The organism is Frigoribacterium sp. MEB024, from assembly GCF_000878135.1.
Taxonomy (GTDB): domain Bacteria; phylum Actinomycetota; class Actinomycetes; order Actinomycetales; family Microbacteriaceae; genus Frigoribacterium.
The window spans coordinates 1-24,553 of the sequence record NZ_JXQZ01000011.1; the positions used below are offsets into that span (position 1 = coordinate 1).

Annotated in this window: 18 protein-coding genes and 1 pseudogene; 5 read left to right on the forward strand and 14 right to left on the reverse strand. The window is 71.9% G+C overall.

The annotated features are described in order from the left end of the window. The 4 genes and pseudogenes from SZ60_RS17660 to SZ60_RS02650 form a co-directional block, all read right to left on the reverse strand. Positions 1-197, reverse strand: a pseudogene (locus tag SZ60_RS17660) (hypothetical protein); the annotation flags it as partial. Positions 198-266: 69 nt separating this feature from the next. Then, a complete protein-coding gene (locus SZ60_RS02640; protein WP_043593435.1) occupies positions 267-1,529 on the reverse strand; it encodes a kynureninase in 1,263 nt (420 codons plus the stop codon). Then, positions 1,526-2,632 carry a hypothetical protein gene (locus SZ60_RS02645; RefSeq protein ID WP_052505108.1) on the reverse strand — a complete coding sequence of 369 codons (1,107 nt, stop codon included), beginning with the start codon at positions 2,630-2,632 and terminating at the stop codon, positions 1,526-1,528. The genes SZ60_RS02640 and SZ60_RS02645 overlap by 4 nt, the downstream gene beginning before the upstream one ends. 103 nt (positions 2,633-2,735) lie before the next feature. Then, a complete protein-coding gene (locus SZ60_RS02650; protein WP_043593437.1) occupies positions 2,736-3,530 on the reverse strand; it encodes a class I SAM-dependent methyltransferase in 795 nt (264 codons plus the stop codon). 72 nt (positions 3,531-3,602) lie between these two features. Between SZ60_RS02650 and msuE the strand changes: the two genes are divergently transcribed. Then, positions 3,603-4,319: an FMN reductase gene (gene msuE / locus SZ60_RS02655; RefSeq protein ID WP_082059808.1), complete on the forward strand. Its 717-nt coding sequence runs from the start codon at positions 3,603-3,605 to the stop codon at positions 4,317-4,319. 33 nt (positions 4,320-4,352) lie between these two features. Beyond that, positions 4,353-4,781, forward strand: a complete 429-nt coding sequence (locus SZ60_RS02660) for a hypothetical protein (RefSeq protein WP_043593439.1) — start codon at positions 4,353-4,355, stop codon at positions 4,779-4,781. A gap of 139 nt (positions 4,782-4,920) precedes the next feature. Here the strand turns inward: SZ60_RS02660 and SZ60_RS02665 are convergent, their stop codons facing one another. The 6 genes from SZ60_RS02665 to hrpA all read right to left on the reverse strand — a co-directional run bounded on the left by SZ60_RS02665 (position 4,921) and on the right by hrpA (position 15,031). Continuing rightward, a complete protein-coding gene (locus SZ60_RS02665; protein ID WP_043593441.1) occupies positions 4,921-6,456 on the reverse strand; it encodes an alpha-N-arabinofuranosidase in 1,536 nt (511 codons plus the stop codon). 93 nt (positions 6,457-6,549) lie between these two features. Continuing rightward, positions 6,550-7,461 (reverse strand): carbohydrate ABC transporter permease, encoded by a 912-nt coding sequence (locus tag SZ60_RS02670; protein ID WP_043593442.1) that lies wholly within the window; start codon positions 7,459-7,461, stop codon positions 6,550-6,552. Beyond that, a complete protein-coding gene (locus SZ60_RS02675) occupies positions 7,458-8,315 on the reverse strand; it encodes a carbohydrate ABC transporter permease (protein ID WP_043593482.1) in 858 nt (285 codons plus the stop codon). The genes SZ60_RS02670 and SZ60_RS02675 overlap by 4 nt, the downstream gene beginning before the upstream one ends. Before the next feature lie 226 nt (positions 8,316-8,541). After that, positions 8,542-9,927, reverse strand: coding sequence for an extracellular solute-binding protein (locus tag SZ60_RS02680; RefSeq protein WP_082059815.1), 1,386 nt, complete (start codon positions 9,925-9,927; stop codon positions 8,542-8,544). A gap of 134 nt (positions 9,928-10,061) precedes the next feature. Next, complete coding sequence (locus tag SZ60_RS02685; protein ID WP_043593444.1) at positions 10,062-11,096, reverse strand: LacI family DNA-binding transcriptional regulator; 1,035 nt, start codon at positions 11,094-11,096, stop codon at positions 10,062-10,064. A gap of 41 nt (positions 11,097-11,137) precedes the next feature. Beyond that, positions 11,138-15,031 carry an ATP-dependent RNA helicase HrpA gene (gene hrpA / locus SZ60_RS02690; RefSeq protein WP_043593446.1) on the reverse strand — a complete coding sequence of 1,298 codons (3,894 nt, stop codon included), beginning with the start codon at positions 15,029-15,031 and terminating at the stop codon, positions 11,138-11,140. Positions 15,032-15,321: 290 nt separating this feature from the next. Between hrpA and SZ60_RS02695 the strand changes: the two genes are divergently transcribed. The 3 genes from SZ60_RS02695 to SZ60_RS02705 all read left to right on the forward strand — a co-directional run bounded on the left by SZ60_RS02695 (position 15,322) and on the right by SZ60_RS02705 (position 20,263). Next, the gene (locus SZ60_RS02695) at positions 15,322-16,914 is read left to right on the forward strand and encodes a long-chain fatty acid--CoA ligase (RefSeq protein ID WP_043593447.1); all 1,593 of its coding nucleotides are present in this window, start codon (positions 15,322-15,324) and stop codon (positions 16,912-16,914) included. Positions 16,915-17,054: 140 nt separating this feature from the next. Beyond that, positions 17,055-18,239 (forward strand): bifunctional 2-methylcitrate synthase/citrate synthase, encoded by a 1,185-nt coding sequence (locus SZ60_RS02700; RefSeq protein WP_043593448.1) that lies wholly within the window; start codon positions 17,055-17,057, stop codon positions 18,237-18,239. 17 nt (positions 18,240-18,256) lie between these two features. Then, positions 18,257-20,263 (forward strand): thioredoxin domain-containing protein, encoded by a 2,007-nt coding sequence (locus SZ60_RS02705; RefSeq protein ID WP_043593449.1) that lies wholly within the window; start codon positions 18,257-18,259, stop codon positions 20,261-20,263. A 103-nt stretch (positions 20,264-20,366) separates the two neighbouring features. On the opposite strand, the gene SZ60_RS02710 is transcribed toward SZ60_RS02705, so the two are convergent. The 4 genes from SZ60_RS02710 to SZ60_RS02725 form a co-directional block, all read right to left on the reverse strand. Further along, positions 20,367-21,251 carry a sulfurtransferase gene (locus SZ60_RS02710; RefSeq protein ID WP_043593484.1) on the reverse strand — a complete coding sequence of 295 codons (885 nt, stop codon included), beginning with the start codon at positions 21,249-21,251 and terminating at the stop codon, positions 20,367-20,369. 111 nt (positions 21,252-21,362) lie between these two features. Then, on the reverse strand, positions 21,363-21,929 hold the full coding sequence (locus tag SZ60_RS02715; RefSeq protein ID WP_043593450.1) for a CoA-binding protein: 567 nt from the start codon (positions 21,927-21,929) through the stop codon (positions 21,363-21,365). Positions 21,930-21,935: 6 nt separating this feature from the next. Next, a complete protein-coding gene (locus SZ60_RS02720) occupies positions 21,936-23,228 on the reverse strand; it encodes an O-acetylhomoserine aminocarboxypropyltransferase/cysteine synthase family protein (RefSeq protein ID WP_043593452.1) in 1,293 nt (430 codons plus the stop codon). Between the two features lie 96 nt (positions 23,229-23,324). Next, complete coding sequence (locus SZ60_RS02725; RefSeq protein WP_043593453.1) at positions 23,325-24,521, reverse strand: glycosyltransferase; 1,197 nt, start codon at positions 24,519-24,521, stop codon at positions 23,325-23,327. Positions 24,522-24,553 lie beyond the last annotated feature (32 nt).

Sequence of the window (24,553 nt, forward strand, 5' to 3'; positions counted from 1 at the left end):
GGGGCGGTCGGGTTCGGCGCGGGGGCGGGCGTGGTGCGGTCGGGTTCGGCGCGGTACGCGGGGGCGGGGCGGTCGGGTTCGGCGCGGGGGCGGTCGGGTTCGGCACGGGGGCGGGCGCGGGCACGGGGCGGGCGGAAGGCGCAGGGCCCGGTTGACTGCGCCCACCCGGCGCCGGGGGCGTCCGTCCGCGAGAACACGGGGAACTGGAGATGGCGCCGCCTCGTGCCGCGGTGTCCTGCCCACTCGGCGGTGTGCCGGGTGCTTGCTCAGTCGGCGAGCAACGCCGCCCGGATCGCGGCGATGCCGATGCGCACCTCGGCGAACGAGGTGCTGAGCGGCGACAGTCCGATGCGCAGGGCGTCGGGGTTGCGGAAGTCGGGCACGACGCCGGCGTCCCAGAGGCGGGCCACGATTCCGCGGAACGACTCGTGAGTGATCGTGACGTGGCTGCCGCGTTCCGTCGCGGCCCGGGGTGTCGCCACGGTCACCCCGAGCGGCACGAGCCAGGCGTCGACGAGGTCGAACGCGTAGTCGGTCAGGGCGAGCGACTTCGACCGGATCGCGTCGATGCCGGCCTCGTCGATCAGGTCGAGCATGTCGTGCATCGCGAGCATGCCCATCACCGGGGGAGTCCCGCTGACGAACCGCCGGATGCCGGCCGCCGCCTCGTACCCGTCGGCCATGGCGAACACGTCGGCCGCGCCCATCCACCCCTGGATCGGCTGGTCGAGCTCGGGCAGCAGCGAGGCGCGGGCGTACACGAACGCGGGGGCACCCGGCCCACCGTTCAGGTACTTGTACGTGCAGCCGACGGCGAGGTCGACGCCCCACTCGTCGAGCTGCATCGGCACGACGCCGACACTGTGGCAGAGGTCGGCCAGCACGAGCCCGCCCGCCTCGTGCACGAGCGTCGTGATCGCGGGCAGGTCGACCAACCAGCCCGATCGGTACGACACGTGGTTCACCAGCAGCAGTGCGGTGTCGGGCCCCACGACGTCGCGCACCTGCGACACGGTCACGCCGGTCGCCTTGTCGACGGCGATCCAGCGGATCGTCGCCCCGTGCTCCCGCGCGATGCCCTCGACGACGAAACGGTCGGTCGGGAACTGGTCGTCGTCGATCACGATCTCGTGACGGTCGGGCCGGGCCCGCAGACCCGCGCGGATCGCCTTGTAGAGCAGCACGGTCGTCGAGTCGGCCACGACCGTCTGACCCGGGGCGGCCCCGAGGCAGGCCGCCGCGATGCGGTCACCGAGCTCGGTCGGCAGGGCCATCCAGGGCTCGTCCCACGAGCGGATCAACCGCGTGCCCCAGGCACCCTCGACGAACTCGGACAGTCGCGACAGCGTGGCGGTCACGGGTCGCCCGAGCGAGTTGCCGTCGAGGTACGAGACCACGTCGACGGCTGGCACGAACCGGTCGACGAACGACGCCAGCGGGTCGGCGGCGTCGAGCGGGCCGGCCGGATGCGCCGAGGCCTGCTCGTCGGGGTCGGTGGAGTCGACGGGGTAGGCGAGCGGATCGGTCATCGGGTCTTCTCCTCGAGGGCGACGGCGAGCAGCTCGTCGGCGGTCAGTGCGGTCGCACGGGCGAGCCAGGCGGCCCGTTCGTCGGAGGACGCGGAGGCGCGGGGCGCGTCGGCGATCCAGGTCACGCGGGTGAACGGCAGGCGCGCGCCGCCGGCCGGCTCGGCGACGTCGGGGGCGAGGGCGTCGAGCAGTCCCGCCAGCCCGAAGCCGGCCCGACCCATGGCACGCAGCTCGCGCTCGTTCACGCCGAGCGGCAGGTCGCCGTTGCCGAGGTCGGTGCCGTAGAGCACCCGGCCACCCGCGGCACGGAACCGCGAGAGGTTGTCGACCGCCGTCTCGTGCGCGACCCCACCGAGACCGTGGCCGTGGATGTCCAGCGTGCTCACCCACGTCGTCGAGGCGGCCAGTCGGGCGATCAGGTCGTCGTCGAGCCGTTCGCTGAAGGGGGTGTGGGCGAGCCGGTTGACCCCGGCGTCGGCCGCGCGTGCCGCCTGGCCGACGCCCTGGACGTGGGCCACCACGAGCAGGTCGAGTCCGTGCGCGGCGTCGACGACGGCGCCCAGCGTCGCGTCGTCGAGGACGGGGCCGACGTCGGAGTTCAGGGCGACCTTGACGATCGAGGCGCCGAGGGCGTGCTGCCGTTCGACGACCCGGGCCGCGCGGCGCAGCCGGGTCGAGGCGCGGAGGCCGCCCACCGCGAGGGAGGCGCGGGGCGGCGCCCAGCCCGCCCGGCTCGGGTACCCGCCCGGTGCGGTGATCAGCCCGCCGGCGATGGTCACCTCGGGCCAGCCGTCCCGTCCGGACCGGCCGAGCCAGCCCTGCGCGATCGCCGGGTCCCACCCGAGGTCGACGACCCGCGAGATGCCGCCGACGGAAAGCTGCGCGGCGTCGATCAGGCCGAGGTGGACGTGCGAGTCGGTGAAGGGGGCGAGCACGGTGCCCGGCACGTGCGGCAGCTCGGCACCGGCCAGGGTGTCGGCGTCGTGCGCGTCGGCCGACCCGGCGAAGACGACGCCGTGGGCGTCGAGCCGCAACAGGCTGCGACCGGACCACCGGCCCGACCAGGCGTGGTCGACCGTGACGAGCCGCGCCTCCTGGTCCATGACCCGACCCTATTCGTGCGTGCTGCCCGCGCCCTGCAGGCCCGCCCGCGTCCGGGGACGACGAGGCGGGCCCCGGGGTGCGGAGGGGCGGAGGAGGCGCGACCTACGAGGGCAGGACGGCCCGCGAGCACCGCGCGACGTACGGCAGGCGGATGAGGTCGACGCCGCGGGTGTCGGGGTGGGTGTCGAGCAGCCGCTCGACGTCGCCCAGCAGGGCCGAGCGGTCGTCGGGCGAGAGCGTGATGACGTAGCTGCGCGACGCGATCATGGCGAGGAACTCGTCGCGACCCAGCTCGTGCACCCAGGCGACGTCGTGTCGCTCGACGGTGCCGAAGGGGGCACCGACGACCGGGGCGTCCGACCCCATGTCGCGCTCGCGCGGCTGGTGCATCACCCGGCTGAGCTCCGCGACCCACGGCACCGACTCGTCGCGGATGTTCCAGATCAGGCCGAGCGTGCCGCCGGGGCGGAGAACGCGGGCGATCTCGGGCACGGCGCGGTCCGTGTCGACCCAGTGCCAGGCCTGCGCCACGAGGACGGCGTCGACCGAGTCGTCCCCGAGGGGGATGCGCTCGGCGGACCCAGCGACCGACGTCGCCCCGGGGACGACCTGCTCGAGGGTGGCGCGCATGCCGGGCGAGGGCTCGACGGCCGTGACCGACGGGGCGCGGTCGAGCAGCAGGCGGGTGAGCTTGCCCGTGCCGGCCCCCAGGTCGACCACGTGACAGGCGCCCTCGGGCAGCAGCCAGTCGACGGCCTCGAGGGGGTACGACGGTCGACCCCTCTCGTAGACGTCGGCGGCCAGCCCGAACGAGGCGGCGAGGTCGGAATCGGGTCGTGCGGGGTCGAAGCCGTGGGCGGCCGGGTCGAACCCCTCCTGGAGTGGTCGATGTGTCACCGGGACACTGTCGCACGTCACGATCCGTCACACACCCTGTGTTACGTCGGGCTCGGGCGCAGCATGGACGGGATGACTTCCACGCTGCCTCCGACCCCTGCGTCCCCGCGTCCGACCCGGCCCCTGCGGGTCGTCGCCGTGTCGGGCACCCTCAGCACGCCGTCCAAGACCGACGCCCTCGTGCACGAGATCGTCACGGCGCTGGGCGACGTCCTGCCGATCGAGGCGCACGTGATCCGGGTCAGCGAACTCGGGCCCCTGTTCGCCGGCGCGCTCACCCGCGACCAGCTCGACGAGCGGGTCGAGCGCGAGCTGGTCGCCATCGAGACCGCCGACCTGCTGATCGTCGCCTCGCCCGTCTACCGCGCCTCCTTCACCGGGCTCTTCAAGCACCTCTTCGACTTCGTCGAGCAGTACGCGCTCGTCGACGTGCCCGTGCTGCTCGCCGCGACGGGCGGCAGCGAGCGCCACGCGCTGATCATCGAGCACTCGTTGCGACCGTTGTTCGGGTTCTTCCAGGCCCTCACGCTGCCGCTCGGCGTGTACGCGCACACGACCGACTTCACGGCGACCGGGGGCGCGGAGAAGTACGCGGTCACGGCTCCGCTGCTGCAGGAGCGCATCCGTCACGCGATCCAGCGCGGCCTGCCCCTGATCCGGTCGAGCATCGCCGAGAAGGGGCGCATCGAGCGGAGCCTCGACGACGGTGGCGCGGGCGACGGTCCGTCGGGGGAGGAAGCGCGCGTGAGCGAGCTCGACCTCTCGACGCCCACACGGCTGTTCAGCTGAGCGCACGACCCGAAGGCGGGGCAGCCGCCGCGGATGCCCACGGGTATCGTGGTCGTCGTGACCCTCGACCCGACGCCCCGTGACCCGTCCGTCGCCCGCGCCGAGATCCGCGACAGCGAGGCTCAGCGCCGGCTCGGCCTGTTGCCGTCCGGGGTGCTCCCGGGGCGCGCCGCGCGATGGGTGGCCGACGGCGTGGACGACCTCTCGGTGCTCGCGCTCGCCGAGGCGCAGACGAGCACCGACGACGACCGCGAAGGGCTGCTTGCCCGGGCCGCGACCGACCTCGGCCTCGGCTTCGCGTCGGTTCGCGAGGCGCGCGCCCACCACGGTCAGCGCGTCGTCGAGTCGATGACGGCCGCGTCGGCCCCGAACGACGCCCTCGGCTTCTCGAACGGCTTCACCGACACCATCGAGGAGTCGGTGCGCGACAGCATCGCTCGCCTCTTCAAGCCCCGCGGCTGAGCCGGGCCCCGGCTGCTGGGCGTGAGGTCGGCGGCTGAGCCGAGGCCTCGCGGCCGACCCGCGCGCCCGATGCGACCGGACGCAGGAGGCGCGGTGCCGGTCGTGACCGGCACCGCGCCTCCTGCGGTCGAGCGGGGGGTCAGGCCTTGCCGACCTCGAGCTCGACGACCGCCCACGACAGGGCGGGCAGGCGCAGGCGCGCGATGCCGCCGTCGACCGTGACGCCGGTCAGCGGGACGAGCCCCACGGTGCCTTGCGCCTGCTCGGTGTTGGACGAGAAGCGGTCGCCGCCCTCGGGGACGGCCAGGACCTCGGCGCGGGTGACGCGTCCGCCGCTGAAGCCACGCAGGGCGACCTCGACGTCGGCGGCCTCGTCGAGACCGCGGTTCGCGAGGAAGAACGCGACCGTGCCGGCCTCCTCGTCGTAGGTCGCGCTGACGTCGACCAGGTCGGCGTCGCCGTACTTCTCGGTGTCGACCTTGTCGCTCGTGACGAGGGTGCGCAGGATCTGCCCGGTCGCGAGCGCCGCCATGCGGGCGAACGGCCAGAAGATCGACTGGCGCCACGCGGGCCCGCCGGCCTCGCTGCGGATCGGCGCGATGACGTTGACGAGCTGCGCCTGGTTGGCGATCTTGACCCGGTCGCCGTGACGCAGCAACGAGTTGAGGAAGGTGCCGACCACGACCGCGTCGGTGACGTTGTACTGGTCCTCGATCAGGCGGGGGTGCTCGCGCCAGCCCTTCGACACGTTGTGCGGCTGGTCGTCCGAGTCGAGGCCCGTCTGGTACCAGACGTTCCACTCGTCGAACGAGATGTCGACCTGCTTCGTGTGCTTGCCGGCGGCCTTGACCCCGTCGATGGTGGACACGACCTCCTCGATGAACGCGTCCATGTCGACGGCCGTCGCGAGGAAGCTCTTCGCGTCGCCGTCGTGCTCCTGGTAGTACGCGTGCATCGAGACGTAGTCGACCTCGTCGTACGCGTGCGTGAGGACCTCGTGCTCCCAGGTGCCGAAGGTGGGCATGCCGCGGCCCGAGCTGCCGACCGCGACCAGCTCGATCGAGTCGTCGACGAACTTCATGGCCTTGGCGGCCTCCTGGGCGAGGCGGCCGTACTCGGTGGCGGTCTTGTGGCCGATCTGCCACGGGCCGTCGAGTTCGTTGCCGAGGCACCAGAGCTTGATGTCGAAGGGGTCCTTCGCGCCGTTGGCGATGCGCCGGTCGCTGAGTGCCGTGCCACCGGGGTGGTTGGCGTACTCGACGAGCTCGCGGGCGGCGTCGACGCCGCGGGTGCCGAGGTTGACGGCCTCCATCACCTCGGTGCCGGCGAGCTTCGACCAGGCGACGAACTCGTGCAGGCCGAAGGCGTTGGTCTCGACCGTGTGCCAGGCGCCGTCGAGGCGACGCGGGCGCTGGTCGACCGGCCCGACGCCGTCCTCCCAGTTGTAGCCCGACACGAAGTTGCCGCCGGGGTAACGGATGACGGTCGCGCCGAGCTCCTTGGTGAGGTCGAGGACGTCCTGACGGAAGCCGTTCTCGTCGGCGGTGGGGTGACCGGGTTCGTAGATGCCGGTGTAGACGCAACGGCCCATGTGCTCGACGAACGAGCCGAACAGGCGGCGCGGGACCGGGCCGATGGTGAACTCGCGGTCGACGGTGATGCGGGCGGTGGACATGGATCTCCTAGGTGAGGGGAACGGCGTGCGTGTGGTGGGGACGGGGACGAGGAGGCGCGGTGCGGCAGGGCGGTCGCGTCCGGGGCGGTCGGATCACTGACCCCCGAACCCGGTGGTCGAGATGCCCTTGATGATCTGGCGCTGGAAGAACAGGAACACCAGGATCAGCGGCAGGGCCGCGAGGACGGCGGCGGCCATGTTCTGCGCGTACTGGATGCCGTAGGCGCTCTCGATGGTCTGCAGGCCGACCGGCAGGGTGAGCAGGGACGCGTCGTTCGTGACGATGAACGGCCACAGGAAGTTGTTCCAGGCGCCGATGAACACGAAGATCGACACCGCGCCCAGGATGGGGCGCGAGAGCGGCAGCAGGATCGTGAAGAAGACCCGGATGCGCCCGGCGCCGTCGACGCGGGCGGCGTCCTCGAGCTCGATCGGCACCTGGTCGAAGAACTTCTTCAGGACGAAGACCATGGCCGGGGCGATGGCCTGCGGCAGGATGATGCCCCAGTACGTGTCGACCATGTCGAAGGCGAGCATCTGGTAGAACAACGGCACGATCAGCACCTGCGGCGGGATGATGATCGACGCGATCGTCGCGACGTACAGCCACTTCTTGCCCCGGAAGTCGAGGCGCGAGAAGGCGTAGGCGACGAGGGCCGAGGTGGCCACGACGATCAGCGTGATGACGATCGAGGTGAACAGGCTGTTGAACAGCCACACCGGGATGTTGCCCTGTTCGAGCACCCCTCGGTAGGCGTCGAGGGTGAAGCCGCCGGCCGGGATCCAGGTCTGCGGCGTCGCCGCGGCGTCGGTCTCGCTCTTGAACGAGGTCGCGAGCGACCACAGGAACGGCAGCAGCCAGAGGACGGCGAGCACGACCAGAATGATCACGCTGAGGACGGCCATCGGGCCGAACGGCTTCTGGCCGGGTTTGTGGCCCTTCCGACCGCGGTCGGCGGTGGGGGCGCGCAGGTCGGACGTGGGGGCGATGGCGGGGGCGGTCATTTCTGGGCTCCCTTGCGGTTGCGGGCCGTGATGCTGAACTGCGCGATCGAGATGACGACGATGACCGCGAAGAAGATGTACGAGATCGCCGACGAGTAGCCGAAGCGGTAGCCGGTGAATCCGGTGTCGAAGATGTACTGCACGGCCGAGCGGGTGCTGCCCGCCGGTCCGCCGGTGGTCATCTGGTAGATCTGGTCGAAGACCTTCAGCGAGGCGAGCACCTGCAGGATGACGATCAGGCCGGTGGTGGGGCCGAGCTGCGGGATGGTGATCGACAGCAGCGAGCGCCAGCGTCCGGCGCCGTCGAGCGATGCGGCCTCGTACTGCTGGTCGGGGATGTTCTGCAGGGCGGCGAGGTACAGCAGGAAGTTGAAGCCGACCGTCCACCAGACGGTGGTCGCGACCACGGCGATCATGGCGGTGTCGGGGTCCTGCAGCCAGGCGGGCTGCGGCAACCCGAGCGTGCCGAGCACGTTGTTGATCGGGCCGAGGGTCGGGCTGTAGAGCTGGATCCAGAACAGCGAGACGACCGTCGAGGCGAGCAGGTACGGCAGGAAGAAGCTCAGCCGCCAGAGCCACTGCCCCGGCAACCCGGTGTTGACGAGGATGGCGAGCACGAGGGCGACGACGACGAGTGGGATCGTGCTGAGCACGGTGAACCACAGGGTGTTGAGCATCGAGCGCCACATGTCGCCGTCGGCGAAGGCCTCGGCGTAGTTGGCGACGCCGATCAGCTCGCCGCCCTGGCCGGTCAGGCTCTGGCCGGTGAAGCTCAGGTAGAAGCCGTGCAGCAGCGGCCAGACGAGGAACACCGCGAACAGCACGGTGAACGGGGCGGCGAAGCCCCAGCCGATGCGGTTGTCGGACGGGCCGGTCCGCTTCCGGGAGGCGCGGCTGCGGTCGGTCGCGCGGGCGTCGGACCGCGCGCGTTCGGCGGTGGCCTGGGGGGCCTTGACCGTGGTGGAGGTCACAGATCGACTCCTTCGTCGTCGTGATGGTCGGGTCGTGCGGAGGGGGAGGAGGGCGGTGTCGGGCGGACGGGGCGGCGGTGTCGTGCCGGGGTGAGGGCGTGCACGGTGGTCACACCGGGGCCGGGCGCGACAGCTGGGTGTTCACCCGCGCGACGAACCGCCGCATGCCGTCGGCCGCGTCGTCCTTGGCGAGGATCACCGACTGGATCGAGTCGAGGAAGTACGTCTGGAAGTCCGAGCCCGAGCCCGTGAACCAGGCGGGCGGGTCGTAGTTGAGGTAGTCGGCGGCTTCGGCGTAGTTCGCCTGCGGTCGCAGCTCGGCGTACTCGGGACTCTCGACGATCGGCAGGTAGGCCGGGATGTGCCCGGCCGCGGCCCAGGAGATGGAGTCCTTCAGGATGGTCGAGACCATCTTGTAGACGTCCTCGCGCTTGACGTCGTCGACCTCGCTCTGCCGCGGCAGGACGAACGCGTGCGAGTCGGCGTAGACGGCCGGCGTGCCGAACAGCGTCGGGATGATGCTGCCGTCGAACGGGATGCCCGCGTTCTCGGCGCTCGGGACCTCCCACACGCCGGTGAAGAGCATGCCGCTCTCGCCGCTGACGAACTCGGCGATGCCCGACTGGATGTCGCTGGCCGTGGCCATCGCCGTGCCGTCGGTGAGCTGCTGCATGAACTCGAGCGCGGTCACGGCGGCCTGCTCGTCGTACTCGACCGTCCCGCCCTCTTTCAGCACCATGTCGGCGCCCTGCTGCTTGTAGAAGGTGTAGAACATGCGCCACAGTTGGGCGCCGTCGTTGAGGTAGCCCCACGAGGCGCCGTGCTTGCCGGTCACCTGCTGCATGGCGTTCGCGACCTCGAGGAACTGCTCGGGGCTGGTGATCTCGACGAGCTTGCCGTCGGGGCCGAGGGCACCCGCCTGGGCGGCGATGTCGGTGTTGTACAAGAGGATGAACGGGTGCGAGTCGAGCGCGACCGAGTACAGGTCGCCGCCGTTGAAGCCCTTCTTCCAGACCGCCTCGGCGAAGTCCTGTTCGCGGACGCCGTACGACGCGAGCTTCTCGACGTCCCACGGGTCGAGCAGGCCGCCGGGGGCGTAGCCGGGCACGCGCGAGGCATGCATGATCGCGACGTCGGGCGCGCGCCCACCGGCCGAGGCCATGGCGAGCTTCGTGTAGTACGGGGTGCCCCAGGCGAGCACGGTCTGCGTCGCGTGGAACTCGGGGTTCTGCTCGTTGGCCTGGTCGATCAGCGCCGACATCTTGATGCCGTCACCGCCGCTGAGCAGGTGCCAGAACTTCAACTGCGCGACGTCCGTGCCCGAGCCGGTGACGGCACCGGGCGCACAGCCCGACAGGCCCGTGGCGACGAACGCCCCGCCGACGAGGGCCGCCGAGCCGAGCAACATGCTGCGGCGGCTGAGGCCGCGGGTGGTGGCGGTGCCGGGGGTGGTGCCCGGTCGCGGTACCGGGGTCGTCCGATGGTTCTCGGTCATCTTCACTCCTTTGTGATGTGTGACGAGAGCGACTATTCCATCGTTGTAACGGAATCGCAAGGGGTGTCCGGCACACCGCCAGGACATGGACACGGCGCCAGGCTTTGTCGTGGCGCCGTGCCCATCTCGTGGTGTCAGGCGCCGCTGCTGGCGCGCACGACGATCTCGTGCGGGATCAGCACCAGCTCGGCCGCGCCCTGGCGGTCGGCGATGCGGGCCGCGAGCAACTCGAGGGTGCGGTCGACGAACAGTCGCTTGTCGAAGGTGACGGTCGTCAGCGGTGGCACGGAGAACCTCCCGTCGACGATGTCGTCGAAGCCGGCCACCGCGACGTCGTCGGGGACGCGCAGGCCCGCCGAGCTCAGCGCGCTGACGGCGCCGATCGCGAGCGAGTCGGTGAAGCAGAAGATCGCGTCGGGCCGGTCGCCGCGATCGATCGCGGCGCGCACGACGGCGAAGGCGTCGGCCGACGTCCATTCGGGGCACGAGTACTGCAGGGCGCGGTCGACGGGCAGCCCGGCCTCGGCCATGGCCTGCTCGAAGCCGCGGGTGCGGGCGCGGGCCGTCGCCGTGTCGAACTCGCCGGCCGAGTCGCCCAGGGTCGCGATGCGGCGGTGTCCGGCCGAGATCAGGTGGGCCGTCATGTCGCGGGCCGCGGCGACGCTGTCGACCCGCACCTGATCGACGAGGGTCTGCTCGACCTCGCCGATCACGACGACGGGTGGCAGCGAGTCGGTGGCGGCCCCGGTGCCGGAGCCCGTGCCGGCGGACGACAGGGCGCTGGCGTCGAGCGTGATGGGGTTGAGGACGAGGCCGTCGACGAGGTGCTCCTTGCCCCGCGAGAGAAGCTCGCCCTCGCGCTCGGGCCGCGAACCGGTCTGCTCGAGCTGGATCGACCAGCCGCGCTCGTGGGCCTGCTCGACGAACCAGTGCGTCATCTCGGCGCTGTACGGGGTGCTCAGGTCGGGGAAGGCCAACGCGATCGATCCGGTGCGCCCGGTGCGCAGGCCGCGCGCGCTGAGGTTCGGCACGTAGTCGAGCTCGGCGAGCGCGCTCTCAACCCGCGTGCGGGTGTCGGGTCGCACGAAGACGACGCCGTTGATCACGTTCGAGACGGTCTTCGGCGACACCCCGGCGAGTGCCGCCACGTCCTTCACCGTCGCGCGCATTGTCACAGGCTAGTGGCGGCCACGAGACCCCGGGGCACCGCTCAGGCGGAGGCGAGCACCTTCACGATGCGCTGCAGCGAGACGCTCTCGCTCGGGCGCAGGTCTTGGGCGAACAGGCTGAGGCGGAACTCCTCGATCATCCATCGGGCGCGGACGAGCCCAGGAGGCGCGGTGTCGGTCGGCGGGAAGGTCCCGCCCGTGGCCTCGTACCGCTCGGTCGCCTGCTGCACCTCGCTCAGCCAGACGCGGTCACGCCCGGGGTTCTCGAGCAGCTTCGCCGTGCGCTTCGTGATGCCCACGAGGTACACCGGCACGCGCTGCAGCTGCTGGAGCCCGGTCTGCGACACGAAGCCCGGACGGATCAGCCGGTCGCGTTGCTGGCGCATGTCGGTCAGTGCGGCGAGGAGGGTCATCGACGTCGCACCCTTCATCGCCTTGTCGGCGTCGCGGGCGGCGGTCAGCGTGCGGGCGACGAGCGAGACGGTCTGGAACATCTGGTCCATGACGGCCCCGGACACCCGGTCGCGCGTCGAGAGGAACTCTTTCTTGGTCATCACCATGCCGTCGGGCTTCACCCGGAACAGCACGTCGTCGACGACGGCCACGAGGCAGTCCGCGAAGAGCGCCGACGTGTTCTGGTACGGGCTCGTCGCCAGGATGAGCTTCTCGGCGCTCGTCAGGTGCTGCTGCACGTAGGCCACGGGCGACGGGGTCGCCAGCATCAGCAGGCGCCGCACGCCCTTGGGCGTCGCGAGGGCCTGGTCGGCGGGCGTCGCCATCAACGTGATCGAGACCGAGTCGCCGTGGTCGACCAGGGCCGGGTAGGCCCGGATCACCGTGTCGCCGTGGCGGGTGTCGACGACGGTCGGGAGCTCGTCGAAGTCCCACGACGTCAGACCCTCGCGCTCGATCGAGCTCGTGGGGCGGGTCGCGACCGGCGTGGTGTCGCCACCCGCGCCTCCTCGTCCGCGACCCCGGCCGCGGCCGCGCTCGTCGCGCCCGCCGCCCTGCGTGACGCGGGCGACGCTGTCGCGCGTGGCGTCGCGCAGCCGGTGCTGCAGCGCGTCGAGGTCTTCGTCGGACCCGACCGTGCGGCCCCGCTCGTCGACCACGGCGTACGTGACCCGCAGGTGCGCGGGCACGCGGTGCAGGTCGAAGTCGTCGGTCGAGACGGGCGTGTAGGTGAGCTTCTTGATCGCCGCAGCCACGGTCGCCGTGAACGGCTCGTCGACGTCGGCCGGTGGTGCGTCGGGCAGCTCGTCCGTGATCTTGGACGCCCAGTCGGCGGCGGGGACGACGTTCTTGCGGATCTGCTTGGGTAGCGACTTGATCAGCGACGTGACCAGCTCGTCACGCAGCCCCGGCACCTGCCAGTCGAACCCGACCGGACGGAGGCGCGGCAGCAGCGGCAACGGGACGACCACGGTCACGCCGTCGTCGTCGGCCCCCGGCTCGAACTTGTAGCGCAGGGTCAACGTCTGGTCGCCCTGTTGCCACGTGCTCGGGAAGCCCTGTTCGTCGACGTCGGGTTCGTCGTCCCCGAGCAGGTCGGCGGCGGTCATGGTGAGCAGGTCGGGGGTGTCGACCTTCGCCTTGCGCCACCAGCCCTCGAAGTCGCGCATGCTGGCGACGTCGGCCGGGATGCGCCGCTGGAAGAACTCGAACGCGGCGTCGCCGTCGACCAGGATGTCGCGCCGACGCGTCCTCTCTTCGACCTCGGTCAGCTCGCGGATGAGCTGCCGGTTCTTCTGCTCGAAGGCCTGGTGCCCCTCCCAGTCGCCCTCGACGAGCGCGTGCCGGATGAACAACTCGCGGGCGTAGGCGGGGTCGATGCGCGAGAACTGGATGCGCCGACGCTCGACGATCGGCACGCCGTAGAGCGTGACGCGCTCGTAGGCGACGACGGCGCCCTGCTTCTTCTCCCAGTGGGGCTCGCCGTAGCTGCGCTTCACCAGGTCGGGTGCGAGCGGTTCGGCCCAGGCCGGGTCGATCGAGCCGGCGACGCGGGCGAACAGGCGGCTGGTCTCGACGAGTTCGGCGGTCATCACGGCCGCCGGTGGCTTCTTCGCGAGGCTGCTGCCCGGGAAGATCAGGAACCTCGTCTGGCGGGCGCCGACGAAGTCCTTCTTCTGCGGGTCGAACAGGCCGATCTGGCTGAGCAGGCCGGCCAGCAGGCTGCGGTGCACGCCGTCGGGGTTGGCGCTGCGCTCGCCGATGTGCAGGCCGAGCGGCCGGGCGGCCCGGCTGAGCTGGCGGTAGACGTCCTGCCACTCGCGGATGCGCAGGTAGTTGAGGAACTCGTCGCGGCACAGGCGCTTGAAGGCGTTGCCGCTGAGCTCCTTCTGCTTGTCCTCGAGGTACTCGAACAGGTTGAGCAGGGTGAGGAAGTCACCCTTGGGGTCGCGGAAGCGCGAGTGCTTCTCGTCGGCCTGGGCTCGTCGTTCGAGCGGGCGCTCGCGAGGGTCCTGGATGCTCAGCGCCGAGACGATGGCGAGCACCTCGCGCGTCGTGCCCTGCGTCTTCGACTCGACGACCATGCGGGCGAGGCGCGGGTCGATCGGCAGCCGCGTGAGCTGCTTGCCGACGCGCGTGATCTGGCCGCCCTGGGTGACGGCGCCGAGCTCGCGCAACAGGTCGAGTCCGTCCTTGATGCCGCGCGAGTCGGGCGGCTGCAGGAAGGGGAACGCGGCGATGTCGCCGAGGTTCAACGAGATCATCTGCAGGATGACCGCGGCGAGGTTGGTCCGCAGGATCTCGGGCTCGGTGAACTCGGGACGCTTCTCGAAGTCGGTCTCGCTGTAGAGGCGGATCGCGATGCCGCTGCTCGTGCGACCGGAGCGACCGGACCGCTGGTTGGCGCTCGCCTGCGAGATGGCCTCGATCGGCAGGCGCTGCACCTTGGCCCGGGTCGAGTAGCGGCTGATGCGGGCCGTGCCGGCGTCGATCACGTACTTGATGCCCGGCACGGTCAGGCTGGTCTCGGCGACGTTGGTCGCGAGGACGATGCGGCGCCGGGTGCCCGCGGTGGTGCTGGGCTGGAAGACCCGGTGCTGGTCGGCGGCGCTCAGCCGTCCGTAGAGGGGCAGCACCTCGGTGTAGGGGAGGTTGCGGCCCCGGATGCTCTCTTCGGCGTCGCGGATCTCGTTCTCGCCGCTGAGGAAGACGAGGACGTCGCCGCTCGACTCCCGGGCGAGTTCGTCGAGGGCCTCGTTGATGCCTTGGAGGTAGTCCTTGTCGTCGGCGCGCTGCCTGCGGTCGCCGGCCCGCGCCTCCGGCCGGTCGCCCGACCGGCCCGAGGGGCGCTCGTCGTCGTCGAGGTCGCCGTCGTCGTCGCTCGTGGTGTCGTCGGCGACGAGCGGCCGGTAGCGGACCTCGACCGGGTAGGTGCGGCCCGAGACCTCGACGATGGGCGCGTCGCCGAAGTGCTTCGAGAACGACTCGGGGTCGATCGTGGCGCTGGTGATGATCAGCTTGAGGTCGGGGCGTCGGGGCAGCAGCTGCTTGAGGTAGCCGAGCAGGAAGTCGATGGTGAGGCTTCGCTCGTGGGCCTCGTCGATGATGATCGTGTCGTAGCGCTCGAGCTCGCGGTCGAAGTGGATCTCGTTGAGCAGGATGCCGTCGGTCATCAGCTTGATCTGCGTGTCGGCGCCGACCTTGTCGGTGAACCGCACCTGGTAGCCGACCACGCCGCCGACCTCGTCGCCGAGTTCTTCGGCGATGCGTTCGCTGATCGTGCGGGCCGCGATGCGCCGGGGCTGGGTGTGGCCGATCTTGGTGCGACCGAGCTCGAGGCAGATCTTGGGCAGCTGCGTCGTCTTGCCCGAGCCGGTGGCGCCGGCGACGATGACGACCTGGTTGTCACGGATCGCCGCGGCGATGTCGTCGCGCCTCTGACTGACCGGCAGCTCGGGGGGATACGTGATGGTGGGGATCATGAGCCCTCCATCGTAAGCCGCCCGGGCTGGTCGGGGGCCGCGCCGGTCGTGTCGCCCCCGGCGGCGTCTCCGTGTCGGTCCTGCACAGGTCGGGTGGTGAGGGACGAGGAGGCGCCGGTCGGCGACAACCCACGGCGACGGGTCGCCGGCCGGCACGAGCCCGGCGGGGCATGCTCCCCGCACCCGGTGACGCCTTCGCCAGTACAGGAGGCGCGGGCTGGGCGGGTCGTCGGGTGTCGCGTCGTAGGATCGCGGCAGACTGCACGTCAACGGAGACGGAGAAGACACAGATGTCATCAGCACCCAGCCCCCGGGGCCACGCCACCGCGTCGGTCGCGGCCATCCTCGCCGAGTCGGCCGCCCGGCACCCCGACGACGTCGCCGTGATCGTCGGGCCCACCTCGACCACGTACGCCGAGCTCTGGCAGCAGACCCTGGCGTACGCCGGCGCCCTCCGCGCCCGCGGCGTCGGCCCCGGCGACCGGGTCGCCATGCTCGTCCCGAACGTCGCGGACTTCCCCCGCGTCTACTACGCGACGCTCGCGATCGGTGCGGTCGCCGTCCCCGTGCACGCCCTGCTCAAACGGCACGAGATCGAGTACGTGTTGCGCGACAGCGGCTCCCGCCTGCTCGTCTGCGCCGCACCGCTGCTCGGCGAAGGGGGTGCGGGAGGGCAGCTGGCCGGGGTCGAGGTCCTGACCGTGCTCGCGCCTCCTGCCGGTCAGGACGAAGAAGCGCCCGACCGGCTGGAAGACCTGGCCACGGCCGCCGAACCGCTCGACACCTACGTGCCCCGGGACCCGTTCGACACCGCCACGATCCTCTACACCAGCGGCACCACCGGTCAGCCCAAGGGCGCCGAGGGGTCGCACCTCGCCCTGATCGAGCAGGTCAACACCAACTTGATGACGACGTTCGACATGCACCGCGGCGACGTGCTGCTCGGGGCGCTGCCGCTGTTCCACACGTTCGGGCAGACCTGCACGATGAACACCGGGTTCCGGGTCGGCGCGACCATCGTCATGCTGCCGAAGTTCGACGGCGACGCGGCGCTCGCCGCGATGGTCGAGCACGGCTGCGAGGTGTTCATGGGCGTGCCCACGATGTACATGGCCCTCATCGCCGCCGCCACCCGCAGCGAGGCCCGTCCGCCGCTGCGCTACGCCGTCTCGGGCGGGGCGTCCCTGCCGCTCGCGGTGCTCGAGAAGTTCCAGCAGGTGTACGACGCACCGATCCACGAGGGCTACGGCCTGACCGAGACCTCGCCCGTCGCCACCTTCAACCACGTCGGGGTGCCGCCGCGGCCCGGCACCATCGGCACGCCGATCTGGGGCGTCGACGTCGAGATCGCCGATCAGCACGTCGAGGACTCGATCGTGCTGCTGCCGCACGGCGAGATCGGAGAGCTCGTCATCCGTGGCCACAACCTGATGAACGGCTACCTCGACCGCCCCGACGACACCGCGAAGGCGATCGTCGACGGCTGGTTCCGCACCGGCGACCTCGGCACGAAGGACGACGACGGCTACCTGACGATCGTCGACCGCACGAAGGACATGATCATCCGCAACGGCTACAACGTGTACCCGCGGCAGGTCGAAGAGGTGCTCGCGCAGCACCCCGACGTCACGATGGCGGCCGTCTTCGGCGTGCCGCACGAGCTGCACGGGCAAGAGATCGAGGCGGCCGTCGTCCTGCGCGACGGCGCCACGGCGACGCCCGACGAGCTGGTCGCGTTCGTCTCCGACGAGATCGCGGCCTACAAGTTCCCCCGCGTCGTCCACGTCCTCGACGCCCTACCCCTCGGGCCCAGCGGCAAGGTGCTCAAGCGCGAGCTCGTCGAGCGCTTCGGGTCGCCGCAGGAGGCGCGCCAGAGCAGCTGACGCCGGGTCGCGTCGACCCCGAGCCCCTCCCGGCCGGGAGCGGTCGCGACCTAGAGTGGAGCCTCGACGAACGTGTCGTGGCCCCCGGCCACGCACGACCGGCCCGTCCCGGCGGGCCCGCCTCATCACGAAGGAGTGACATGAGCGACACCATCACCGCACCCGCCCCGGCCGCCTCCGACGGCCCCGAGATCCACAAGGGCCTGGCCGGCGTCACGGTCGACCGGACGGCGGTCTCGAAGGTCGACGCGGCCAGCAACTCCCTGCTCTACCGCGGCTACCCGGTGCAGCAGCTCGCCGCCGAGCGGGACGTCGAGGACGTCGCCTGGCTGCTGCTGCACGGCGAGCTGCCGACCGCCGACGAACGGCGTGACTTCGACGCCGAACTCCGCGCGCACCGCTCGCTCGCGCCCGGGCTGCAGCACCTGATCGACCTGATCCCGACCTCGGCCCACCCGATGGACGTGGTCCGCACCGCGGTCAGCGCCATCGGGGCCGCCCGGCCCGAACCGACCACGGGTGCGGGTGCCTACGACGTCGCCGACACCCGTCGACTCGCCACGCACCTGTTCGCCGTGCTGCCCGCCGTCATCGCCTACGACCAGCGGCGCCGCCACGACCTGCCGCCGGTGCCGCCGCGCGACGACCTCGGCTACAGCGCCGACTTCCTGCACCAGGTGTTCGACCGCGAGCCCGACGCGCTCGACGTCGACGCGTTCGACACCTCGATGACCCTCTACGCCGAGCACTCGTTCAACGCCTCCACCTTCACCGCGCGGGTGATCGCCTCGACGCTGTCCGACCTGCACTCGTCGATCGTCGGAGCGATCGGCGCCCTCAAGGGCCCGTTGCACGGCGGCGCCAACGAGGCCGCGCTCGAGCTGCTCGACCGGGTCGGCCCCGCCGACGGGGCCGCGGCCTGGCTCGACGACGCGTTCGCCCGCAAGGAGAAGATCATGGGCTTCGGGCACCGGGTCTACAAGAACGGCGACAGCCGCGTGCCCACGATGGAGGACGCCCTCGGCCGTCTCGTCGACCGGGCCCGCGAGCAGGGCGACGACCGGGTCGACGGGCTCAAGGAGACCTACGACGTCGTCGCCGCGACGGTGTACGAGCGCAAGGGCCTGAAGCCCAACGTCGACTACCCGTCCGGTCTGGCGTACCACCTGATGGGCTTCGAGACGCCGGTCTTCACGCCGCTCTTCGTCGCGTCGCGCGTCCTCGGCTGGAGCGCCCACGTCATCGAGCAGCGCGAGGCCAACTCGCTGATCCGCCCCCTCAGCGAGTACGACGGTGCACCCCTCAGGGACGTCCCCGCCCGCTGACGCCTACCGTGGCCCGCATGCCGAACCAGCTGCGAGACGCCGTCAGCCCCTACCTCAGGTCGCACGCCGACAACCCGGTCGAGTGGCGCGCCTGGGGGCCGGGGCCGTTCGCCGAGGCCGTCGAGCGAGACGTGCCCGTGATGGTCTCGATCGGCTACTCGACCTGCCACTGGTGCCACGTCATGGCGCGCGAGAGCTTCTCCGATCCCGAGGTCGCGGCGCAGCTCTCGGCAGGGTTCGTCTCGGTGAAGGTCGACCGCGAGGAGCACCCCGACGTCGACTCGAGCTACCTGGCCGCCGCGTCGGCCTTCACCGAGGGGCTGGGCTGGCCGCTGACCGTCTTCGTCACGCCCGAGGGTCGTCCTTTCTACGCCGGCACGTACTTCCCACCGGTGCCCGTGCAGGGTCGACCGTCGTTCCGACAGGTGCTCGACGCCGTCACCGACGCGTGGACGACCAGGCGGTCCGAGGTCGACGCGACCGCGTCGGCGGTGCAGGAGGCGCTGGCCGCGGGACCCGCGTCGGTCACCGGCACCGCGCCTCCTGGTCCCGGTGCCGGGGTCGCCCTGCCGGGGCGCCCCGAACTCGCCCACGCCGTCGCCCGGCTCGCCGCCCACGAGGACCGTGAGCACGGAGGTTTCGGCGGGGCCCCGAAGTTCCCGACGGCGCCGGCCCAGCTGGCGCTGCTCGCCCTCGGCGCCGGGGGAGACGACGGTGCGCTCGAACTCGTGTCGCGGACGCTCACCCGGATGGCCGCGTCGTCGCTGCGCGACCCGGTCGAGGGCGGGTTCTTCCGGTACGCGGTGCGCCGCGACTGGTCCGAGCCGCACTACGAGCGCATGCTCTACGACAACGCGCAGCTGCTGCTGGCCTACTCGCGGCTCGCGGTGCTCGACGCGGGCCAGGACGCCACCACCGCCCCGGCCGCCCCGGCCGCTCCTGCCGCCCCGGGCACCGCGCCGACGTCGGCAACTCAGGAGATCGACACGCTTCCGGCCCGGGTCGCCGCCGGGGTCGCCGATTTCCTGAGTTCCCGACTGCGCACGGTCGACGGCGCCTTCGGCTCGGCGCAGGACAGCGAGAGCACGATCGACGGCGTCCGTGACGAGGGGGGCTACTACCGGCGGGACGCCGCGGGCCGCGCGGCCCTCGACCCGCCGCCCGTCGACGACAAGGTGCTCACCGGCTGGAACGGCCTGGCGATCGCGGCGCTCGCCGAGGCGGGGGCGCGACACGTCCGGCCCGAGTGGGTCGGGACGGCGCGGGGCGCGGCCGACCTGCTGCTCGCGCGTCACGTGACCGACGACGGTCGTCTGCTGCGCGCCTCCGTCGGGTCGACCGTGTCGGACGCCGTGGCGACCCTCGAGGACCACGGTCTGTTCGCGTCCGGGCTGCTGGCCCTCTCGCTCGCGACGGGCGAGGCCCGGTACGCCGTCGCCGCGCGGTCGTTCGTCGACGCCTGCCTGCTCGACGAGGCCGACCCGAGGATCGTCGCGGCGCCGTCGGGCGGCGACCCGGTGCTGGTCTCGCAGGGCGTGGCCCTGTCGAGCGACCCGAGCGAGGGCGCCTACCCGTCGGGACGCAGTGCGGTCGCGGCGGCCGCGCTCACGCTGCACCAGCTCACCGGGGAGGCGCGCTACCGGTCCGTCGCCGAGCGGCTCGTCGCCGAGGTGGCCGGTTCGGCCCTCGACAACCCGCTCGCGTACGGCGCGGCCTTCGGGCTGCTCGTCGAGCTCGAGGCCCCGCTGACGCAGCTGGTCGTGGTCGAGCCGGCACCGTCGGCCCGCGCCGACGGTGCCGACGACGGTCTCGCCCGGCGCGCGCGGGGCCTCGTCCGTCCCGGCAGCGTCGTCGCCGTGCTGGACGAGGAGGCGCTGGTCGCGTTCGAGCACGCGGGCTTCGAGTTGTTCGCGGGTCGCTCGGCTCCCGGGCGCGTGCCCACCGCGTACCTGTGCCGCGACTTCGTCTGCCGACTGCCGGTCACGACCGGCGACGACCTGGACGGGCTGCTGCTCGAGGCGTGACGGCACGGCCGCGTCGGTCACCGAGGCTCAGGCGTCGCACCGGGGGAGGGACGGCCGTCGGGGCGCCGGACAGGGGCCCCGTGCGGGCTGTCGGACGGGTGAGTCAGGCGGCGGCGGGGACGAGCGGTGCGGCCGGGTCGGCGACCCACTCGGCGAGCGAACCGTCGTACACCGCGACGTCGGAGCGGCCGAGGACGGCGAAGGCGAGGGCGTCGACGCTGGCCGACACCCCCGAGGCGCAGTAGACGACCGTGCGCGGTTCGTCGGGCACGACGGCGAGGCGGTCGCGGAGCACCGGGTCGCGGGCGAGGGTGCCGTCGTCGGCGAGGAGCGTCTCGGCCGGCACGTTGACGCTGCCGGGGATGTGCCCGGCGCGGGTGAGCGGGCTCGACGTGCCGTCGAACTCGTCGCGGGGCGAACCGGAGACGAGCGCTGCTCTCTCGTCGCCCGCCACCACGGACTCGACGAAGGCCTTGTCGACCCAGTGGTCGGGACGTTCGGTCGCGACGAACGGGGCGGGCGTCGGCAGGACGTCACCGAGGTCGTACGGCTTGCCCTGCGCGAGCCACTGCGACCACCCGCCGTCGAGCACCGCCACGGCGTCGTGCCCGTAGGCGCGGAACAGCCACCACAGGCGGGACGCCCAGCGGCCGTCGACCGTGTCGTAGACCACGACGGTGCTGTCGTTCGAGACGCCCAGGGCGGCGACCGCGGCCTGGAAGCGCGCGGCGCCGGGACGGGTGAAGGGCAGGCCGGAGTCGGGGTCGCTGAACTCCGCGACCAGATCGGCCAGGACCGCCCCGGGGACGTGCCCGTCGTGCTCGAACCCGTCCCGGCCGGTGGCGTAGGCGACGGATGCGTGGTCGGTGTCGCCGTCGAGTCCGAGGTCGACGAGGACGGTCGCGTCGACGATCGTCAGGTCGTCGGCCCCGAGGTGGTCGGCCAACCACTGGGTCGAGACGACGGGTGAGGTGAGGACGGGTGCCATGCGGGCCACGCTAACTCCGACAGGTGACATCGGACCCTGGGTCCGCAACGAATCGTCACAGGGTCTGCGCCGGAACAGCCGGGGAGACCGTCACGGGCCCTGACGGACGTGTCAGCGACCGGCCTTCTTCGCGGTGATCACACCGGTGTCGAAGCCCATGAGGTTGAGCCCGCCGTTGAACCGAGCGTGCTCGACCTTCATGCAGCGGTCCATGACGACGGTGAGCCCCTGTTCTTCGCCGTAGCGGGCGGCCTCTTCGTCGTAGATGCCGAGCTGCACCCAGATCGTCTTCGCGCCGATCGCCAGGACGTCGTCGACGACCGACCGGATGTCGGAGGCCTTGCGGAACACGTCGACGACGTCGGGGACCTCGGGCAGCGAGGCCAGGTCGGGGTAGGCCTTCTGGCCGAGGATCGTGTCGGCGCGGGGGTTGACGAAGTAGACGCGCAGATCGGTCGACTGCTGCAGGTACGTGCCGACGAACGAGCTGGACCGGCTGGGGTTCGGTGAGGCGCCGACGACGGCGACGCTCTTCGCCGACCGCAGGATCGCCTGCCGCTCGCGGGCCGACGGCCCGACCCAGGTGCGTTGCGACTTCAGCAGCTTGGCGAGGGGCGACGACGAGGGCAGCTCGCAGGTCAGCCCGTTGGTCAGCTGCGTGGTGACGGTGTCGGTCACGTCGGGTCACTCGCCTTTCGTCGCCGCGGCCAGCGCCTGGTCGAGGTCGTGGATGATGTCGTCGGGGTCTTCGATGCCGACGCTGATGCGCACCGAGCCGGGCAGCACGCCCGCGTCGACGAGCTGCTGCTCGCTGAGCTGGGCGTGGGTGGTCGAGCCCGGGTGGATGACGAGCGTCTTCGCGTCGCCGATGTTGGCGAGGTGGCTGGCGAGCTCGACCGACTCGATGAAGGTCTTGCCGGCCGGACGGCCGCCCTTCAGCTCGAAGGTGAAGACCGAGCCGGGGCCCTTCGGCAGGTACTTCGCCGCACGCTCGTGGTGCGGGTGCTCGGGCAGCCCGGCCCACCGCACGCGCTCGATGCGCGGGTCGGCGTCGAGCCACTCGGCGACCTGGCGGGCGTTGTCGACGTGGGCCTGCATGCGGAACGGCAGGGTCTCGACGCCCTGGGCGAGCAGGAAGGCCGAGTGGGGAGCGAGGGCCGGCCCGATGTCGCGCAGCTGCTCGGCGCGCAACCGGGTGAGGAAGGCGTACTCGCCGAAGTTGCCGGACCAGTTCAGCCCGCCGTAGCTCGGCACGGGCTGGTCGAAGAGCGGGAAGCGCTCACTGTCCCAGTCGAAGCGCCCGGACTCGACGACGACGCCGCCGAGGGTGGTGCCGTGCCCGCCGAGGAACTTCGTGGCCGAGTGCACGACGACGTCGGCACCCCACTCGATCGGCCGGTTGAGGTAGGGCGTGGCGATGGTCGAGTCGACGATCAGCGGTAGGCCGTGCGCGTGGGCGACGTCGGCGAGGCCCTCGAGGTCGGCGACCTCGCCGGACGGGTTGGCGACCGTCTCGACGAACACCACCTTCGTCTCGGGTCGGATCGCGGCGGCGTAGTCCGCCGGGTCGGAGGACTGCACGAAGGTCGTCTCGACGCCGAAGCGACGCAGCGTGACGTCGAGCTGGGTGATCGACCCGCCGTAGAGGTTCGCGCTGGCGACGATGTGGTCGCCCGCGCCGGCCAGCGAGGCGAAGGTGACGAACTGGGCGCTGAGCCCGCTCGCCGTGGCGACGGCGCCGAGGCCCCCCTCGAGGCTGGCGACGCGCTCCTCGAAGGAGGCGGTGGTCGGGTTGGCGAGGCGGCTGTAGATGTTGCCGTACTTCTGCAGGGCGAACCGCGCCGCGGCGTCGTCCGTGTCGTCGAACACGAAGGCGCTGGTCTGGTAGATGGGCAGCGCCCGCGCTCCCGTCGCCGCGTCGGGGATGTTGCCCGCGTGGATCGCCCGCGTGCGGAAGCCGTACTCACGATCTGCCATGCCCCCACGCTAGCCGCTGGGCGTCACGCGGGGACCCGGGACGTCACACGGCGGAACACGGCCGACCCGCGCCTCCTGCGGGGGAGGAGACGTCGGTCAGCCGCGGGCCACGACCCGGGCGTAGACCTCGACGGCGTCGTCGACGTGCTGCGCCGCGCGGTCGCGCTCGGCCACCATGACGGCGCTCGCCGCGCCGACGGCGTCCGGTTCGCGCACCAGCCGACGGACTTCGTCGACGATGCCGTCGACGTCGGGCGTCGGGGTGACGAAGCCACCGCCGGGCGGCACCACCTCGGAGAGGTCGGGATCGCAGTACAGGACGGGCAGTCCCGTCGCCATCGCCTCGAGCATCACCATGGGCTGGTTGTCGAAGTCGACCGAGCTCGAGACGAGCAGGTGGCTCCGGCGCATCGCGGCGAGCACCTCGGCGTGGGGGACGGCTCCGTGCAGCGTCACGGGCCCGCCCAGCCGCTCGAGCGCGCGCCGCTCGGGGCCGTCGCCGTACACGTCCACCCGCACAGCCGACCCGAGTCGGAGCGCGGCCTCGACCAGCGCCGCGGGCCTCTTCTCTCGCGAGAGGCGCCCCACCCAGACGACGGTCACCGTCTCGCCGGGGACGAGGAGGCGCGGGGCGGGTTCACCGATCGCCGCCAGCACCGACGGCTCGAGTCCGTTCGAGGACACGCTGACCGGGGTCGTCACGCCCTGGTCGACGAGCTTGCGGGCGAAGTGGGCCGAGGGGACGAAGACGTGGGCGCTGGCCCGGGACTGGGCGAGCATGAGCCGCCACATCCGGCGGGCCGAGACGGTCGCGGTGTACGGCGTCCCGGGCTCGACCCGGAGCCCCCGCCGGCTCACGTGTCGGGCGTGGAGGGCGCCGAGCAGTGCCGTCGTCACCGCGGGCAGGGGCAGGGCGTGAGCCGTGTAGACGTCGACCCGGCCGTGCATCGTGTGGACGACGGGCAGACCGAGCGACCGGGCCGCCGTGATGGCGCCCAGGGCGGCGAACATCTCGGAGTGCGTATGCACCACCTCGATGCGACGGTCGACGAACTCGCGGCGCAGCCGGTCGGCGACGCGGCGCGGCGACCAGGCGAACGGGTAGCCGTCGGGGCGGAACCACCTCGCCACCGGCAGCGCGACCACCCCGGCGTCGTGGGACGGCCCGGCCAGGGGGCAGAACACCGTGACCTCGTGTCCGGCGGCCGCGAGGGCCTCGGCGAGCGCCTTCACCGCGGTCTGCACCCCGCCGAGCGTGGGCGGGTAGTAGTCGGTCACGAGAGCGATGCGCACGGTCCGATCCTAGGGACCGATCCGTCTAGCAT